Raw genomic sequence first — 18,262 nt, 5'->3', positions numbered from 1 at the left:
GCCTGATACACATTATAAATCGATGCATATTAAAACTGCATTATTGCCCGTTGCGTAACCAAGCAGGACAAAATCAATCACACGCATCTAGCCAAATGTTGTCCCGATCAGGTAAACGGTATAACCCGTATAGCAGGCTAGTAGCAGAGATCCCTCGACGCGGTTGATGCGACCGTGACCGTGGGATCCGTAGCCGATGATGAAAAGCGAAAGGGTCAGTGCCGCCATGACGGGCATGTCCCGGCTTAGTACAGCCGGATCCACCGACATCGGATGAATCATGCCAGCGATGCCAACGACAGCCAGCGTATTGAATAGGTTGGAACCAATGACATTGCCGAGTGCAATGTCGTGTTCACCTTTGCGGGCAGCGATGATTGAAGAAGCAAGTTCGGGCAGTGATGTGCCAACAGCTACGACGGTCAAGCCGATGACAAGATCGCTGACACCGAATCCCTGTGCGATGGCCACTGCGCCCCAGACAAGCAAACGGGAGCTTATGATCAACAGCACCAGTCCGGTAATCAGCCAGAATACAGCTCGCCGGATAGGCATTTCACGGGATTCCAGTGCATGCTTGATTTCCGTACCCAGTGTGTCGGTTTTTTCCTGCAGTCCCTGCCTGATTGCCCATGTCATCAGTACACCAAACACGCCAAGCAATACGCCCGCGTCGAGACGGGAAATATGACCATTCCAGAGCTGTATGGCTGCCAGCATGGTCACAATGGCAAGGACAGGGAGTTCCTTGCGCAAAACCAGCGAGTGTACGGTTATGGGGCTGATGACCGCAGTGAGTCCCAGAATCAGGGCGATGTTGGTGATGTTTGAACCATAAGCATTGCCGAGCGCGATACCGGGATTTCCCTGCGATGCGGCAAGCACGGACACCACCATTTCGGGCGCAGATGTACCAAAACCGACAATTACCATGCCGATCAATAGCGGCGGCATACCGAAATGGCGGGCGGTGACGGCGGCACCCTCTACAAAACGGTCTGCACTCCAGGCGAGCAATATCAGACCTGCTGCAACGGCCAGAAAAGCTTCAATCATAAAATGTCGTGGTCGTGTCTCGTTATTCGTAAAATGTAATAGAGAAAATACGTTGCAGCCAATTGACCAGTCAGTAACAGCGTGCTAAAAGTAATAATTTACAGCAAAGATGCTCTCATTGTTATGGTCATATCGGTTGTATTCCATCCGCATATCGAGATTTTGTGTGAGCGCATATCGAGTGACAACGTGCGTGGTGAAAAATCGCTTCTTGTCTCCAAGAAAATACACACGGTAGCTGCCCGCCAGCCTGATTCTCAGTTGATGGTTGAAGTTGTAAAACGCGCCCAGTTCCGCATTGCCGCCAAACCGGTAATTCTGTTTCAAATGACTGGAAACGTCGGCCTTCAGATCCAGAAACGAAAATAACAAAATCGGTGAGAAAAAGTCGGGACGGTAGGCAATGCCTCTGCCGTAGCTGCCTGAAACTGTATTGCAATAGCCGCAGTCCTGCTCTCTGAGCGTGTCTATGCTGAAATCGAAGCGCCATGATGGCTTAACAAACTGTGGGTCGTACGGGTTTAGTGCAGTAATTGATAACAACCGCGCCTGGTCAAGGCGTATGCGCTCGGACTCGAAAAAATAGCGCAGCTTGAAATCCATAAAAATGATTTCTGAGTCCTTGTCATAGCCCTCGTCTCGGGCCATTAAATCATGATAGGCGGGCCGGTAGGCAAATTCTATAAAAGGTTCTCGATCATTATGGCCCGCAGCAATCCGTAGACGGTCTGCGCCGTGGCCGAGATGCGGTGGACTGGAGAAGTAAGATAAGGAATTATGTTCTGCATCGTCAGTATTCAGACGGCTACGTGCCAGTAAAACCGGGTACGGAATTTTTACTTCACCAGCGCGTTGCTCTCGCATACTTTGATATTGAAGCAAGTCCATATAAGCATCCAGCAAAAGTGCTTGAGTTCGATCCGGGAGCTGTTTGAATTCGGGGGCGTCCGGTGTCAATTTCTCTTTGACGAGAGCACGAAAAATCCGGCGCTGTGCGTTGGTCATCAGTTGCCTTTTTTGATTCAACTGGCTCACAATTGACGGTCGATATACGACCCTTTTGACCAGATTGTCCTGTGCTACGACGATTTTGACCGTATCAGCGGGTATAACGCTGAAAATGAATTGATCTTTTAAATGCAGTTCCGGTCTGGCGATTTCAAAAAGCGATAAAACATGGTAGGAGCAGTTTTCCTGAAAATAATAATAATCAAAATGGGTGCCGCCAAGTTCCCATAGATGCAGCAGCATGGTGTTTAACTGTGTTTCTGTGAAGTTGAGTTCGTATTCCCAGAGATCACGGCTTTCCAGATTGTTATATTCCTGAACCTTGGTGTAATAAGGAAAGATGGCAAATCTTCCCTCAAATGAGCCGGTCAGGCCACGCCAGGCATACAGAAACGGATTATCGGTATCCGGAACCGCTGCATAATTTGCCCCGTAATTTGTGAGCTTCTTGTCGTCTTGCCGGTCCCTGCTGTCGATGCGCACCAGTGTATGACCAAACATCGAAGCCGGATTATTTAAATAATAGGATGCAAAAACCAGTGTGACACCCACCGGGTCCAGCTCGTTGATCCAGCGTTCAAGTCGGTCGCATTTCTGTATCTGGAGGCGGTTGGTGTCGAACTGTAGTTGCTGGTTCAACCATTTGAAACGAGCGGGAAAATTACATTGCGGATGCTCGCTGTTATCTGCCGGATCTTCTGTGGTGAAAAAAAAACTTGCCAGCGTTGCCGTCAATTCGGATTCTGGATTGGTTTTCCCGTCAGGCGCATTGAAAAAATCCATGCCGTCTGCTTCACTGACGACGCCACCGAATAATTGCGGCTTGTATTTTAGCAACAGGTGCCAGACACGCTGCTCACTCAGTTGCAACTGTTTGGCTTGTTGCTGAAGTTCGGTCAGGTAATCGTTGCTATGATTGTTTCTGGAGTAAGCGCTGTCAGGGAACAAGTAAAAGCAGACAGCTACTATTCCGGCGGCAAGTAAATAGGGTGGCACGAAGAACCCGTAGATCGGGGTGCAGGATGCACGGGTACCGGCGAATGATGATACCCGTGATGCGTTTTAGTCTAATGCTGATAATTGAATATTACAGGATTTCGACAGTGTGCGATGTTGACCCAGCAAGGTTTCTAACTGGCTTAGCAGGATATCCGGTGTTGTTTCAGCATCTGGAACAATGTCATTAAATTTTTGTTGTGTCAATGCACCGAATGCTTGGTGCTGCGCGGCGGGGCAGTGATACATGCTGGCTAGAATATTGAGATGTTCGCCTTTACCACGGGCCATTTCTTTTACCAGACTGGTGTAATTCTCGGTGGCGAATATTTCTCTTTCTTGACTTAAATTAAGCAGGCCGTGGTCGCCGCAATTTGATGTGCCGGAAGTCATGCCGAAGGTTTGAGAACCCGAGGTGCCATTGGTGGTTGCGGCAAAAATCTGCTCCGGACCACGTTCCGAGCCGATGACCATCGAGCCCAGTCCACATCCCGCCGTGCCATATCCTGCGGCAAAAGCAGACATCGGAAATAAAAACAGACTTGCAGTGAATACAACCAGGCTGTTGCGTACCATCTTAATTCTCCTATCATTGTTTCTCTTCTCCTAACCGATATCGCGCGAACGATTGAAAAGAAGATAAAGTTTAAATAAAACTTCGGGAATTTGTCCCAGCCTATAAACATTGCTGAGAACCCGAATGAATCTACTTAAACTTTCTGGACCTGTCAAACGAAAACCGTTCGGGAAGCAGCGTGATGCAGACAAGCAACAGGGTTTGAGGAATTTAGTGCTGATTTAATCGTTCCAGGAAAGTCAAAAATTCACTGCGGTATTTCTGGTTATGTCTCAGAAACACATCGGTGTGTCTACCGTCCGGGATAATCCAGTATGTTTTCGGTTCTGCCAGCTGTTTATAAATTCTTTCCCCAAAGACAGGCTCGACTGTTTTGTCCTGTTGGCCGTGTATTACCAGAACTGAAACAGGTGATAATGATGACAGATTTCCGGGAGCCCAATAATCGCTTAAAAGCAGGTAACTCAGCAACTGCATCGGCCATGTCACCCAGTGATGAGACAGCTTGAAGCGTGCTATTTGCTGAAAAGAGTCAAATGTACTGTCTGCAACCACCAGTCTTAGATTGATTTCGTCTTTTTTATCCAATGCTGTTCTCAGGGCAATGTTACCGCCCAGGCTTTGCCCGTAAATAATAATCGGGCCGCCTTGTACTTTATGCCTGTTGACCCAGTCGACGGCCGCATGGCCAGATTCGACGCAGCCTTTGGGTGTGGGATGACCCTCGGACAGTCCAAATCCGGGATAATCAAAAATGAAGACATTGTAATGCTCGCGACTGATCCATGCTATCTGAAGGAAATGTGAGGTCAGATTTTCAGCATTGCCATGAAAGAAGATGATAGTCGCTTTTACTGGTGATTTTTGTGCAGAAAACCACCATCCATGTAATCTTCTCTGGGCAGCGTCAGTAAAAAAAACTGTTTCCGGCGTATACCCAACGGCTTCAGGATCAAAATAACGATGTCGCGTGTCAGGATAATATAAAAGATTAGAACAACCACAAAATAACAAAACCACGGCAAGAAGAGAGCTATGGCGAATGCTGAACAAATTCATGGCCGGTGCTGGCAGACAGTCAACGCGAATATCATTCTTGCTATGTTATTCGTAATCAGTTACATGCACAAATGCTTTGTAATCAGACATATATTGTGCCATGAAAGATTAACACATATAAACAGTCAGTTATCTGCCATCTGATTTGTCCCTACACACAATAACTCCCTGCAATGTAAAAACTGGCGCGGCGCTCCAGGAACGCTGCCAGAGTCGTACTGCTGGCAAATAGTGGCAGTATTCAGCTGTTTGGTTTGGAACGTGATAAATAATGATATGAAATCAATAACAACATATTGCAAATAAGAACAATTATCATTAATATTCACTTTTATTTGTGTAATTGATCCATAGAGCTTTCAGGAAATTTCAGGAAGTATTTGCTCTTTGCAATAGACAGGGCGTATATATTTCCCGGTATGGGTGCAGGGTTACAGGATTGTTGTCTGAATGATTATTTGAGTATTTGCCAAAATCACAGGATATTGCGATTCGATTGAAAGCCCGTTGTTATCACGGTTACGTATCGAAAATTGACCTGTAGGGCTGGAACAGATTGAGCCTGGGATTGCGTAATTTTCATTTGTTGACTGGAAGGTGAAATTTGATACAAAAAGTTCATTTGTGGATCGGTATTATTATCGGTCTGTTCTTTAGTTTGTCGGGTTTATCCGGAAGTATTCTGGTTTTTGATGACGAACTGGATGTGTATTTCAATGCCAATCTGTGGCGCGTAGAACCGCAATCCGATGTAATGCGGCTGGATGAGGCGACGCACAAGGTGCAATCATACTTTACCGGTCATGCGGTATTATTGGCCCGTTTACCTCGTGAGCCTGATCATAGTATTGAATACTGGATAAAAAAGAATGAAGTATTAGAGCAGGTTTATGTCGACCCATGGACTCTGGAGATCCTTGGCAGACGCGATGAGCATGCCGGTTTTCTGGGATTTTTACACGACCTGCATGTCCATTTGCTGGCTGATGATTATGGTTTATTCGTAAACGGCATATTGGGGTTGATCCTGTTATTAACAGTGTTGACCGGATTATGGCTGGCCTGGCCGGGTTGGCGGAAACTAGTGAATGCGTTGCGTGTTCCTCGCAAGTCAACACGATTTGCAAGCTGGTTCGCACTGCATCGCTCGGCCGGATTGATTTCAATGCTGTTGCTGTTTGTTGTGGCGCTGACTGGTGCAGCGATGGTTTTCTACAAACCGACCAATGCCGCATTGGTTGCTGTGTTCGGTGGACCTGGATTGTCCGAGCCGCCATTGATTGAACATATTGAACCGCACGATATACAAAAGTTGCCGAGTGCGCTGCTGCGGACGGCCGAGTCGGAAATACCCGGTGCTAATGCAACCTGGCTGAGGTTTCCTGTTAAACCGGAAATGCCATTCGTCGTGCGATTGAAATACCCGGATGATTCACACCCGAATGGTACAAGTTATGTTGCATTGAACAGTTTTTCAGGCGATGTGATGATGGCGCATGATGCTAAAAGCAGCGGGACGGGGCAGCAGATTGCGGATATGAAATATCCGCTGCATATCGGAACGGCTGCCGGTTTGTCGGGTCGTATGTTGATTTTTGTAACGGGATTTATACCAACAATTCTTTTTGTTACCGGCATATACACATGGTGGTTTCGCCGCAACCAGACCCTGAACAAAACGGCGACTTCTTTCAGATCGGTGTCGCTTGATTCAGACCCGTCGGTAGCAGAAAACGAATGTAATGTGATCACTGAGCACAATAGAAAAAATCAGTCATGAGAGTAACTGCTCAACGCAAAATAGCATTTTTAAGCGGAAGATCAATAAAAGAAATTTTCGATTGGCGGCCATTTGATATGGCGAAAAATCCAATGAAAGATCGATTGAGCGTATTCCGGCACTATTCGTAATAACAAAAAATAATCTTCAGCAGTTTTCAAAAACATAATCAATATTTGCAGCATATAAGTAATTGAGAATAGTAATACATATCATTCTAATATACATTAATTAAAGGTAAGAATAATGTTAAATATAAAATTCACCCACCTGTGGCGAAATATGATCGTCACCCTGTTAATACCAGCAGGCTGTTTGACCTCCGCGATGGTGTTTGCGCAAAATAAAAGCATGGAGCCGGTGGTAGTGACGGCCACGCGTACCGAAACACCTGTTTCTGAAACGACCCGGTCTGTGTCTGTGATCACAAACGAGGAAATACAACAACAGGCAGGCTATGCGCGTAATTTAAGTGATGTGCTGGCGAAAACTGTGCCGGGTCTCGGACCCAGTACTGAAGCACTATCCACTTTCGGTCAAACTCTGCGGGGTCGAGACTATCTGGTACTGATTGATGGTATACCTCAGTCAACGGCACTACGATCTTCAAGCCGTGATCTGAACACGATCGATGTGGATGCGATCGAGCGTATCGAAGTGGTGCGTGGCGGTACAGCTGCTTACGGTTTCGGCGCAGCCGGAGGATTGGTCAATATCATCACAAAGCACGCCTCCAAAAAATTAAGGGAAGGCTTTTCTAAGGGCGGTATCCGTTTTTCAACGGAGCGGTTTGACGATGCGATCATGTGGGAAACAACGCACCGGATATCCGGTACGAGGGAGAATATGGATTACCTGGTATCCGGCACCTACGGTGAACGCGGTCAATTTTTTGATGCAAGCGGCGATCGCATTCCACCCGATCCGATTGGTGTACAGGGTGGTATTGCCGATACCAACAACTTTAATATTCTTGGAAAACTGGGGTTTAATTTCGATAATGACCGGCAGCGGGTACAGTTTACGGTTAATCATTTCAATATCAAACAGGACACTAACTTTACCTTTGGTCTCGGTGATCCTGCAAATGGCATCAAGACCCCGGCAGTCCGCGGGAAATTCAATCCATTTAAGCCGGGTACCAAAAACACGCTGGTTGGTGTCGATTACATTAACAAAAACTTTTTTGGCAGCCATGTTTCGGTGAAAGGCTATTATGACGATCAGATAGCCCGTTTTGCCAAATTTCCAGGATTTGCTCAGACCGAAGTACGCGCTGAGAAATTTGGTAGTCGTGTAACGATCAATACTCCCATAACAGTTAAAAACTATGAATTCAGTGCAATCTGGGGGCTGGATTATCTTCGCGATCAGGTTGTTCAGGCGGGGCTCGACGGACCGACTGTCGTTCCTTTTATGAAACAAGATGCACTGGCGGGATTTTTTGAACTTGAATTGCCTGTCAGCAAGTACGGAATAGTTCGCGGCGGTGTCCGCCAGGAAGCTATCTCCGTCGACATTTCAGATGTGATCAATCGGGCTGGTGCCAATATCAGCGGCGAGGAAGTCAAGTATGACAACACGCTGTTTAACGGCAGCGCTGTCGTTTTTCTGACTGAATTTCTGGAACTTTATGGTGGCTATTCCCAAAGCTTTTCGCTCGCTGATATCGGCCGTGCCATCAGGGATGCAAATATCAGCGTAGTTAGTGCAGGTCAGCTGGCGTCTGAGGCGCAAAAGGTGCACAACTACGAGCTTGGCCTGCGAGGACGGTATGGCCCGGTGCAGGCATCTGCTGTTGGTTTTTACAGCGAATCGAACAATGGCACCACATATACCAGGGATTTGAGTATTGTCAAGCTTCCTGAACGTATCTGGGGTGTTGAAGGCTCACTGGCATACCAGGTTACAGAACAGGTTAATGTCGGTGGTACCGTCAGCTGGGCGGAAGGTGAGATCGACCTGGATGATGACGGTTCATTTGACGAAGATCTGCCTAGTACCAGGATTTCCCCGGTTAAGTTGACCGGATTTCTGGAATACAGTCCGTTTGAATGGTGGCGAAACAGGATGCAGGCGTTTTACGTCGCTGACCGTACCCCGAATTCAACGCAGTTTGGTGGGATGCCGATTGACGATTATGTGCTGGTGGACCTGACGACCAGTCTAGCTGTTGGTCCGGGATATTTTACCGTTGCAGTGAAAAATTTGCTGAATGAGAATTATTTTCCACTAATCAGCCAGGCATCGCAGACACCGTATGGCTTTGCTACCGGTCCCGGCCGCATGGTTGGCGTGACCTATGCGTTTAACTGGTAACTAATAATGAGGAATATTCAGAATTTCATACTATTGCATGCAACGCGCATGCAATGTATGCGGACTCAATCAATACAGTATTTCAGAGGATTTCAACATGACTAGTCATAAAACATATTTGATCAAATACTTTAAAACACTGACTGCCATTACTCTGATGAGTGTCAGTGTAAGCCAGGCATCATTAATGCTCAGGATTTCCGATACGCCGCTGACCGGTTCTCCAACGGTAGTAACGGCGACAGATCAGATAGCTGGCGGTGGTGGAAATGTTGCGCCGGATAACAGCAGCATACCCGGTTTGCTTTCAACATCGTTTGGAACGCCCAATTTCTTTCTGACCGCGTCATTGGGTACATCCAAACCTTATCCACCCAACAGCGATATACTGGCTGATCTTTTTTTACGCCAGTTGTCAATTTCTTCTACAAACGGTGGCACATTAACAATCGAAATTTCCGATAATGATTTCACCTTGAACGGTATCGGCAATGAAGGTTTTTTTACTGCGGATATTGCTGGCACACTGGGGGCAAATCCACTCAATTCGGTTGAAGTGGATTATTTTTACAATACGTCCAATATTCCCTTTGATACCGACGGTGCAACAATGGCCGGCAGCAGTGCCATCAGCGGTAGCCTGGGATTTAACGAAAGCTTTGGACGGGTCGCTGTCAGCGGCATAGATCAGCCGTTTTCCATCACGCAGGTAATTAAAATTCACATGCAGCCCAATTACCAGATTTTATCTTTTGATTCTGACCTGCGCGTGGTCCCGGAGCCCGATACTGCGCTGCTGACGGGGCTGGCGTTGTTCATATTACTGTTGGTTGTTTCTGGAAGGAGATCCGTAAAACAATGTTGATAAATAAATAGATCCAGGCTTTTTTCGCATGCTGTTTGCGAGCGCAGTGTGCACGCCATGTAAATAAATTGTGCTGCGGATTCATGCGTGTGAACAAACTGACTGAAAACTTTTTTGTGTTATTTGTTGTGCAGCATGGATTACGGTTATGACCCTGCGCAGTGATATGGAAAGATTGGGTACATCTGTTCAAGCGTTTGGCTGCATCCGGTAGGTTGAGCGATCTTGTAAAAATAACTCCCTGTTATTTGCTGGCGAAAAAATAACGGCGGTTGTGACAAAAGTGTAGCCACAATAACGAGTTGCTTTCACATTTATACGATCAAGTCCTTGCTCATGGCTTTTTGTAGTCGTGAAAATCTTTAACAATATTGGGTTATATTTTTTTAACTGAATACAGATGGAATAGGCATTAGTCTTCGGTTATTAAAAACCTTCAATGTCTAAAAGTTAAAAAATTTAAATTTCAATTGCGAATGATAAAGTAAATGATTACAATTCTCATTAATGTGTTGAGTGTTTTTGTGACGTTTTTACTCTTTTACTGTTTAAAAAGCCGCATAAAACGTTATATGCCTGACACAGAGAACCCACGCGAGCTTAGTCTCGTAAAAACTTAGTAACTGTTAACAAAACTCAATAGGAGTAAAGTATGACTGATATTTTAAGAGGTACTGGTCTCTTCTTCGGATCTGATGATGGTGAAGTTATTTGGACGTACGGTTCATCTGTAGTGCTTGCGGGTGGCGGTGATGATGGCGTAAGACTGGGATATTCCAATGACGTGGCTTATCTGGGTGACGGTGATGATGTGGCCTACGCTGAAGGTGGTAACGATTTGTTGTTCGGTGAAGCAGGTAATGATCTGCTTTACGGCGGCAGCGGTAATGACTGGATTGAAGGCGGTACAGGCGATGATTTGCTGTGGGGTGCGACAGGTAACGATCAGCTTTTCGGTAATGAAGATAACGATACGCTTTATGGTGTAACCGGCATCAATGCTCTCTATGGCTCACTCGGTGGTGATCTTATCATTGGCGGCGACGACACTGATGTGATTTTTGGCGGTGAGGAAAATGATGTGATTTTGGGAAATGCCGGAAACGACTGGATTTCTGGTGGCTCAGGCGACAATCAGTTGTACGGTCAGGAAGGTGACGACCTGATTTATGGCTCTGGATCCAATTCCAACAATGACAGGACTAACGAGATCTTTTACAGAGGCAACGACGGCAACGATACCGTGCAAAGATTTAACGCTGATTCGGACCAGCTTATGATCGTGGCCGATATTAACGGTACCGGTATCGCAACGGCGGAAGATCTGGCTGCAAACTTGACGGGCTATGGTGAAGCGGGCGGCGAAGCCCCTTATGGAACTATCGTTGATCTGGGTGCGGGAAGCACCATTGATCTGGTAGGTGTGTCAGTTGACGATGTCACGGCAAACCTTGTAGATTTCTTTACAGTTACTGCATAGTTTTTTACCATAAAAAAACCCGGCGCGCAAGATTGCGCCGGGTTTTTTTATGGAGACCCGGTAGTCAAGTCACGATCCAATTTCCTTGCTAAATAATGTGGGTTGAATCACTCTATTCGATTTTAGAATTGCAGACGATTGCATTCGTCTGCAGCCACAGATTGTTCTTTGCGCTGATTCAGTGATGCTTGATCAGCGTATACCGCAGTTCAGCGCCGGCTGGTATTGCCATCAGTGCAATTGCTGCAGCAACAAACAGCGGCAGGCCCGGGGCGATTTCAAACAGCGGACCGGCAAAGGCGATGCCCAGAAGATGTCCAAGAATCCGTGCTGTGTACAAATCTGAGCTTGCATGCGCTTGCACCTGGGGGGCACGGTTAATGACTGCACCGGCAGCTGAGGCCGGTAACAGCAATGCAAGTGAAACAGCGATTAATATCAATCCGGCAGGCAGAGCGGCCGGATAAATGGCCGCAAGTGCTGCACCGCAGGCCATACCGGATGGTGACCATACAAGAACCCGCTCGGGTCTGGGACGAAAATGCAGACTTGCCAGTTGTGCCAGTGCCATGCAGACGGCAATGACTGCAAGGAGTAGCGCAGTATAAGTCAGCGTGCTGTTCAGTGAAATATTCCATTCAAAGGCAAGATAAGGACCGATAATGAACTCCGAAAGTCCCAGGCTCATGTGTATCAGCAGGGTAGGTATAGCAATGGCGGTTTGGGGCCAGCGTGCAGTCGGCAGTGTCAGCGAAATTTCAGTATCATTTTTATATCGGGTGGTCTCTTCAGGTAATACCAGAAGCGCTAAAAGCGGTAGTCCAATCAGTAATGCCAGTACTGCTACAGGTTGAAATATGGCCAGACAAGCTGCCAGCAGCGGTACGACAATTCGGGCAACGCTTACGGTTGCGCTCAGGTATGTCAGTATTCGATGCCGGGAGCGCTCACTATTTACGCATTCGTTGACCATCCAGGCCTGAACGATGGGATAGATGCCTGAAACAGTCAGTCCATAGCAAAAACGCGTAATGAACAGCAGGGACGCCAGAGTAATAGCGCCGACTATTTCCACAGTGCCAGCGTATAAGGTGAGGACAAATAAAATTTGACTGGCGGTTGCCGCAATCAAGAGCTGTTTTAGAAGCCGACGACGTCGTCCGGGGACGGCTCGTCGCGGCAAGTAGTAACCGCCGACCAGAAAGGCAAGTGCTGCCAGTCCCATAACAGGGCTTATCAGGCTGATCTTCAATCCAGTTAATGCTGTGATTATCGGTAATGTGATTACCAGCAGGCTCTGGGTTGCACCTGTAATTGCAACAGGAAAAGCGAACCTCACAGACGGATCGATGCCGATTTTTTTTGGGTACATAAATGTAGATGTCTAAATAATATAGAGAAGCCAATTTAATATTAAACATAATAATAACACTAATAAGAATGATTAGTATTTACAATATTGGCTCTTTATCTTATTATTAAAATTTATTGAAAGAGCGATCGGTGCTTTAAAGCCTTGCTTTGCATCTGAATGACTGTAAATCAATGATGGTCCAACATATTTCAAATCCAGAACAGCTTGCTGAGAAGTTTGCAGCAACAGCGCTGATAAATTCTCTTTTAAGGGAATGGAGAAAATTCGAGATTAATGACAATGAAATTGTTTTCAGCACTGAGCACAACGCGATAAGTATTGTATTGGAAAATTATTCCGGAGTCGGCTGTCATGCCTTTAAAAATACGTTCTACAGGACAACCGGTACTCAAAAAGAATTTATTAGTTTTGAAGTGTTCGTTCAGGAGCTTTTTCAGATATTAGCCAATGATGCGCAAGATGCCGGTATGCTTGCGCTGTGTTCAAGAATCATGGAAAGCTGCCGGAATCTGGTTGAAATCCTGAAATACAGACGGTCTGATTTTGATGCGCTTAACCGAAAGCCGGAACTGTCTTTTATAGACGCCGAGCAGGCTCTGTTGCTGGGGCACAATGTTCATCCTTGCCCAAAAAGCAAATCAGAATTCAGCAAGCGTGACAACCGATTGTATGCTCCCGAATTCGGCAATGCATTTTCTCTCAGATGGGGATTACTCAAGCAATCCTGTTTTTTTCAGAATCATTCGAAATATTTTGAAGATATCGACTGGTTTTCAGATCTTTATAAACGTGACCAGGAAGGTACCGTTGACAGTGAATACCTGCCCTTTCCGTTTCATCCCTGGCAATTCGAGACGCTGAAAAAAAGTGGCAAAATCAATCATCTTATAAGCAGTGGAGATTTGATACCGATTAACAAGGCGGGGAAACTGCAATGGAAAGCAACGAGTTCTCTGCGATCTATTTACTGCGAAGATAGTGATTATATGCTCAAGTTTTCGCTTTCTCTGAGGATTACAAATTCGATCAGGCATTTACAGGCTGCCGAAGTTGTCAGGGGGGTGCAGGTTCACGAAGTAATGAATTCTGACAACGGCCGACAGTTTCTCGCTGCAAATAAAAACTTTTCGATTATGAATGAACCCTCATTTCTGGCAATCAAGCATACACCACAACCAGTTATTCTGGAAACCATTGTCCTTATCAGGGAGAATCCTTTCATTAAGCCAGCGGAGAACGAGTCTATCGTCCTTTCGACGATAACCCAGCCAAATCCTTATACTGGCAACGGTTTTTTGGCATCACGTAATATTAAGGCAGTCAAATGGTTTTCCCTGTATCTGGATAATGTGCTGAATCCGTTCATCATGGCTCATGCCAATCATGGCATCCTTTTTGGCGCACATCAGCAGAATATTATCGTTCAATTAATTGACAGTTATCCCTGCGGCGTAATTTTCAGGGACTGCCAGGGTACAGGTTATACCCGGCTCGGCTATGAAAAAATGAAAACTGAGGTTTCGACGCTCGATCTGCACAATGGCAACGTTCTGGATGATTCTATGACGCACGCGCTGCTGGGATATTATCTTGTTATCAATTCGACCTTCAGTTTGATCAATGCGCTTGCGACACAATGTATCTGTACTGAAGCAAAGCTTTTGGACATGCTTTTTCAATATCTTACAGAGAAAAAGAATGGCAATCTGTTAGACGGTTCATTTGTTGATTATTTGCTGTATTCAAGCACCTTAAAACAAAAAGGAAATTTCTATTGCAGCTTGAATGGGGTGAATGAAAATACAGAAAAAAATCCTCTGGCCATTTATAACGAAATCGAGAATCCATTGTACAAATTTTCCAAAAATATTTGTTATGCATAAACCGAACTTGGTGTTGAGAAATCTTTTCCTGGATCAGGAAATATGGTTAAAAGAACATTTCAAACCAGGTGTTCAGCATATTGATATACAGCTTCAGGATCGCGTGATGAAAATCAGCCGCAGCGAATTTTTTCAATTTTCGCCTTTCTGGATCAAATCGAGCGAACGCGCACTATATCCTGTAGCCTGGGTGAGAACCAATAATGTTTCGCATCCTTTGCGGTATAACCCGGAAAAAAACACACTGCTGTACGAGCGATATATCTATGAGATCGACAAAACAATTACGTTCAGGGTAATCGATCCGGACAAGGATTTAACTGTTTTTTCACAATGGCACAATAGTAAGCGTGTATCGGTTTACTGGGAGCTTGAAGGCAGCATTGATCATCACCGGGAATATATTGAGAAGAATCTGGGCGATCCGCATCTGATACCTGTAATCATGGAAATTGACAGTGAACCGGCTGGATATTTTGAATTTTATTGGGTAAAGGAAGACAGACTGGGTCCTTATTATGACTGTGATGATTACGATAGGGGGTTTCATTTTCTGATAGGTAATCGGAAATTCCTGGGCATAAAGAATACTGATGCCGTGTTGAAATGCGTGGTGCACTATCTCTTTCTTGACGATCCGAGAACGTTAAAGGTTATGGCTGAGCCTCGGTGGGATAATCAGAAGGTTCTGCAATATGTTGATTCCTTTCCGGTCTGGAGGAGAATTAAAGTATTTGATTTTCCACATAAACGTGCTGTTCTTCTGGAGTGCACACGGGAAAGGCTGTTTGCCGGCAGGCACTTATGACCTGGGAAATCGCGAACAGAAACCTTATTGCCAAGGCAATCAGCGAGCTGTTTTATGAAGAAATTCTGTCAGATGTGGTAAAGCAAGCTAATGAGAACACATTTACCTTAGACATAAACGGTGAAGTCATTTATCGCTTTCACGCATTCAAGGGAATATGGGGCGACCTGGTTGTCAAGCCGGATACGTTAAGGCGATGCGACGGGCGAAAGCCGGATGCCGCACTGTTTTTTAAAGAGACGCAGTATCTGACAAAAATGAGCGATATCACGCTGGCGAATTTTATAGAGGAAATGCAGCACACGCTGTACAGCGATCAAATTATGCTGCAAAAATCTGTTTCAGTAAATGCGCTTTATCAAATGGATTCTCTTGGCATTGAATCACGACTCAATGGCCATCCCAAACTTATCTTGAACAAAGGTAGAATCGGCTGGACACCATGTGATTTGTCAGCATTCGCGCCGGAGAATGCTCGGGAAACTCAATTTCTTCGGGTTGCAATCATGAAGAGTCTGCTGACTATAAACTGTCAGCAAAATAAATCATTCGAGAATATTATTACTGCCGATCTGGCTGAAAGCGAGATTAATTATTTACAATTTTTATGTAAGAAAAATAATATTGATTATCATTCCTATTATATTGTGCCGGTGCATGTATGGCAGTGGGAGCATAAAATACAGCTTTTTTTTCAAAAAGATATTAATTGTAAAAATATTGTTTTACTGGACAGGGCAGGTGATCGCTATAAACCGCATGTATCGATAAGAACTTTCTCAAACTGCCAGAACAGGCTGGCTTTGGACATCAAACTGCCGATTTCGATTCTAAATACTTCATGTGTACGCGGTATTCCCGTGCGGTATATCTCAATCGCCTCGGAAATTTCAGAAGGGATAGAATCCATCCTCAGGCAGGATGCGGTTTTTGTGTCGGCCAATACTGATTGTTTAAAGGATGTTGCCGCTTTTAGTTACGTGCCATCAGATTATATTGATATAAAAAGTGCGCCATATCGGTATAAGGAATTTCTGGGAGCAGTCTGGCGTGAGCCCAGCTCTTCAAAACTGGGCAGTGATGAAAGATGCCTCATGACCGGGTCATTGTCATTTCTGGATCAGAATTGCAAGTCTTTAATAGGCCTGTTGATCGAAAAATCGAAACTGTCTGTTGAGCAATGGTTAAAGCAGTATTTTAGTAAAGTTGTGCTTCCGCTGTACCACCTTCAATCCCGATATGGCATCGGCCTGGTTGCGCACGGGCAGAATACACTGTTAAAACTCAAGAACAATACGCCTTCAGGTTTAATCATCAAGGATTTTCAGGGTGATCTACGGTTAAATCAAAATCTGCCGCCGGTAACGCGAGAGAAATTTTCTGAGAAAGTATTGAACAGACTGGATTATCTGCCTTCAGGACATATTATTTACGATCTGATTACCGGTCATTTTGTTTCAGTACTGAGATTCATTTCTCAGTCGCTTTATATTTCACACCGTTTTAAGGAGGCGCAGTTTTATCAGTTGCTGGGTTCAGTTATTGCTGAGTACGAGAAAAACTATCCAACGCAAGCAGGGGTACCCAGCTTGCTGACACCGAGTTTACAGAGAGTTCTGTTAAATAAGGTTCGTTTTGAAATCGGGTATCAAGATTCTGTTCAGCGGCCCAAACCGCTATTGGGCAGCCCGCTTGAAAATCCCCTGGTGAATAGAGAAAGCGCTTATGGATAATGTACTTGATCTGATCGGAATCGGAATTGGCCCCTTTAATTTGAGTCTGGCAGCAGTCTCGGAAAAAAATCATACATTAAGAACGCGATTTTTTGATGAAAAGCCAATGTTCCAATGGCACTCGGAAATATTGTTTCCGGATTCTGATATGCAGACGGCGTTTCTGAAGGATCTGGTTACAGGTGTCGATCCCACAAGCCCATACTCATTTTTAAATTATCTTGTGCAAAACGGGCTGTTCCATGCATTTATGAATACCAATCGACAGGTGGTTACCAGAAAAGAATTTGAATTGTATTGTCAGTGGGTGGTCCGACAGATGCCAAAAAAACTGTCGTTTAATTTCAAAGTTGACAGTTTAAGCTATGATGGTCGGTTATTCACCATCGGCAATCATACAAAGCAATTTAAGGCCAAAAATATCTGTTTGGGCACGGGTATCAGCCCCAGAATACCAGCCTGCGCAGAACCCTATATCAGTAACACCTGTTTTCACGCAAAATCTTCCTTTCTGCAGCAGATTGATGTGCGAGACAAGCGTGTTGTTATCATTGGCGGTGGCCAGACGGGTGTGGAAATCTTCAGGAATGTAATAAAAGGAAAGTGGGGGTGTGCAAATTCGGTGTCGCTTGTTTCCAGTAGACCGAACCTGGAACCGCTCGATGAATCAGCTTTTGTCAACGAGTATTTCAGTCCCAATTATGCTAAGGAATTTTTTGCAGTTGACGCTCAGTTGAAGAAAAAAATTGTTGACTATCAGAAGTTAACCAGTGATGGAAATACGCCGACCTATTTGCAAAGCCTTTATAACGAGCTTTATTATGCACAGAATGTCGATCAGTCGACGGTTCAATTCAGGATTCTTCCTTACCGAAGGATGGAAGGCATCAGTCATGCCGACAATTGTTATCAAATTTATCTTTTTAATTATTTTACACTGAAAAATGAGTGTCTTGACGCAGATATCGTTATTTTGTGCACAGGCTTTAAAAACAGTATTCCTGCATTTGTCGAGGCTATAAAACATCTTATTCGCTTCGATCAAAACGACTGCTTTTGTGTTAATCGGGATTTCTCTGTGCAATGGGATGGCCACGTACGAAACAGAATTTTTGTTCAGAATTTCAGTCGTTACGAACACGGGATATTTGAGCCTCAGACCAGCCTGATGGCCTGGCGATCGGCGGTGATTACAAATGCTATTTCCCAGTCCGAAATCTACGAAACTGAAAATTTTGCACCTAATTTTTTGAGTTATGCCGGCATTGGACTGTAACATTGCTTAAGGTCTGGCTGGGTATGCTCGGATTGGAATTAACACTG

At 45.1% G+C, this 18,262-nt stretch carries 13 protein-coding genes; 8 read left to right on the top strand and 5 right to left on the bottom strand.

The window, feature by feature from the left end; all coding sequences use genetic code 11:
* Positions 1-87 precede the first annotated feature (87 nt).
* The 4 genes from BMY62_RS08400 to BMY62_RS08385 form a co-directional block, all read right to left on the bottom strand.
* Complete coding sequence (locus BMY62_RS08400) at positions 88-1,056, bottom strand: calcium/sodium antiporter (protein WP_090658580.1); 969 nt, start codon at positions 1,054-1,056, stop codon at positions 88-90.
* Positions 1,057-1,140: 84 nt separating this feature from the next.
* Positions 1,141-3,060, bottom strand: coding sequence for an Lnb N-terminal periplasmic domain-containing protein (locus tag BMY62_RS08395; protein ID WP_256207510.1), 1,920 nt, complete (start codon positions 3,058-3,060; stop codon positions 1,141-1,143).
* A 66-nt stretch (positions 3,061-3,126) separates the two neighbouring features.
* A complete protein-coding gene (locus tag BMY62_RS08390; protein ID WP_090658576.1) occupies positions 3,127-3,636 on the bottom strand; it encodes a DUF3015 domain-containing protein in 510 nt (169 codons plus the stop codon).
* 211 nt (positions 3,637-3,847) lie between these two features.
* Positions 3,848-4,696, bottom strand: coding sequence for an alpha/beta hydrolase (locus tag BMY62_RS08385; RefSeq protein WP_090658575.1), 849 nt, complete (start codon positions 4,694-4,696; stop codon positions 3,848-3,850).
* Positions 4,697-5,300: 604 nt separating this feature from the next.
* Between BMY62_RS08385 and BMY62_RS08380 the strand changes: the two genes are divergently transcribed.
* The 4 genes from BMY62_RS08380 to BMY62_RS08365 all read left to right on the top strand — a co-directional run bounded on the left by BMY62_RS08380 (position 5,301) and on the right by BMY62_RS08365 (position 11,140).
* Positions 5,301-6,476 (top strand): PepSY-associated TM helix domain-containing protein, encoded by a 1,176-nt coding sequence (locus BMY62_RS08380; RefSeq protein ID WP_090658574.1) that lies wholly within the window; start codon positions 5,301-5,303, stop codon positions 6,474-6,476.
* Between the two features lie 246 nt (positions 6,477-6,722).
* Positions 6,723-8,795, top strand: coding sequence for a TonB-dependent receptor (locus BMY62_RS08375; RefSeq protein WP_090658573.1), 2,073 nt, complete (start codon positions 6,723-6,725; stop codon positions 8,793-8,795).
* A 97-nt stretch (positions 8,796-8,892) separates the two neighbouring features.
* On the top strand, positions 8,893-9,660 hold the full coding sequence (locus BMY62_RS08370) for a hypothetical protein (RefSeq protein WP_143058775.1): 768 nt from the start codon (positions 8,893-8,895) through the stop codon (positions 9,658-9,660).
* Between the two features lie 652 nt (positions 9,661-10,312).
* A complete protein-coding gene (locus tag BMY62_RS08365; protein ID WP_090658569.1) occupies positions 10,313-11,140 on the top strand; it encodes a calcium-binding protein in 828 nt (275 codons plus the stop codon).
* A 178-nt stretch (positions 11,141-11,318) separates the two neighbouring features.
* Here BMY62_RS08365 and BMY62_RS08360 read toward each other — a convergent pair whose 3' ends face one another.
* A complete protein-coding gene (locus tag BMY62_RS08360) occupies positions 11,319-12,512 on the bottom strand; it encodes an MFS transporter (RefSeq protein ID WP_090658567.1) in 1,194 nt (397 codons plus the stop codon).
* Positions 12,513-12,685: 173 nt separating this feature from the next.
* Between BMY62_RS08360 and BMY62_RS08355 the strand changes: the two genes are divergently transcribed.
* From BMY62_RS08355 to BMY62_RS08340, 4 genes are read left to right on the top strand one after another with little or no spacing between them, the layout of a single operon-like run.
* Positions 12,686-14,398, top strand: coding sequence for an IucA/IucC family protein (locus BMY62_RS08355; protein ID WP_218142955.1), 1,713 nt, complete (start codon positions 12,686-12,688; stop codon positions 14,396-14,398).
* Entirely contained in the window at positions 14,391-15,206 is an 816-nt protein-coding gene (locus tag BMY62_RS08350) for a GNAT family N-acetyltransferase (protein WP_218142954.1), read from the top strand. The genes BMY62_RS08355 and BMY62_RS08350 overlap by 8 nt, the downstream gene beginning before the upstream one ends.
* Entirely contained in the window at positions 15,203-16,939 is a 1,737-nt protein-coding gene (locus BMY62_RS08345) for an IucA/IucC family protein (RefSeq protein WP_090658562.1), read from the top strand. Before BMY62_RS08350 ends, BMY62_RS08345 begins: the two co-directional genes overlap by 4 nt.
* Positions 16,932-18,215, top strand: a complete 1,284-nt coding sequence (locus tag BMY62_RS08340) for a lysine N(6)-hydroxylase/L-ornithine N(5)-oxygenase family protein (protein WP_090658561.1) — start codon at positions 16,932-16,934, stop codon at positions 18,213-18,215. The genes BMY62_RS08345 and BMY62_RS08340 overlap by 8 nt, the downstream gene beginning before the upstream one ends.
* The last annotated feature ends 47 nt before the right edge of the window (positions 18,216-18,262 follow it).

Source organism: Nitrosomonas marina (assembly GCF_900111605.1).
In the GTDB taxonomy this organism is placed as follows: Bacteria; Pseudomonadota; Gammaproteobacteria; order Burkholderiales; family Nitrosomonadaceae; genus Nitrosomonas; species Nitrosomonas marina_A.
The sequence above is the reverse complement of the archived record's forward strand: the minus strand, read 5'-3'. Positions and strand labels throughout refer to the sequence as shown.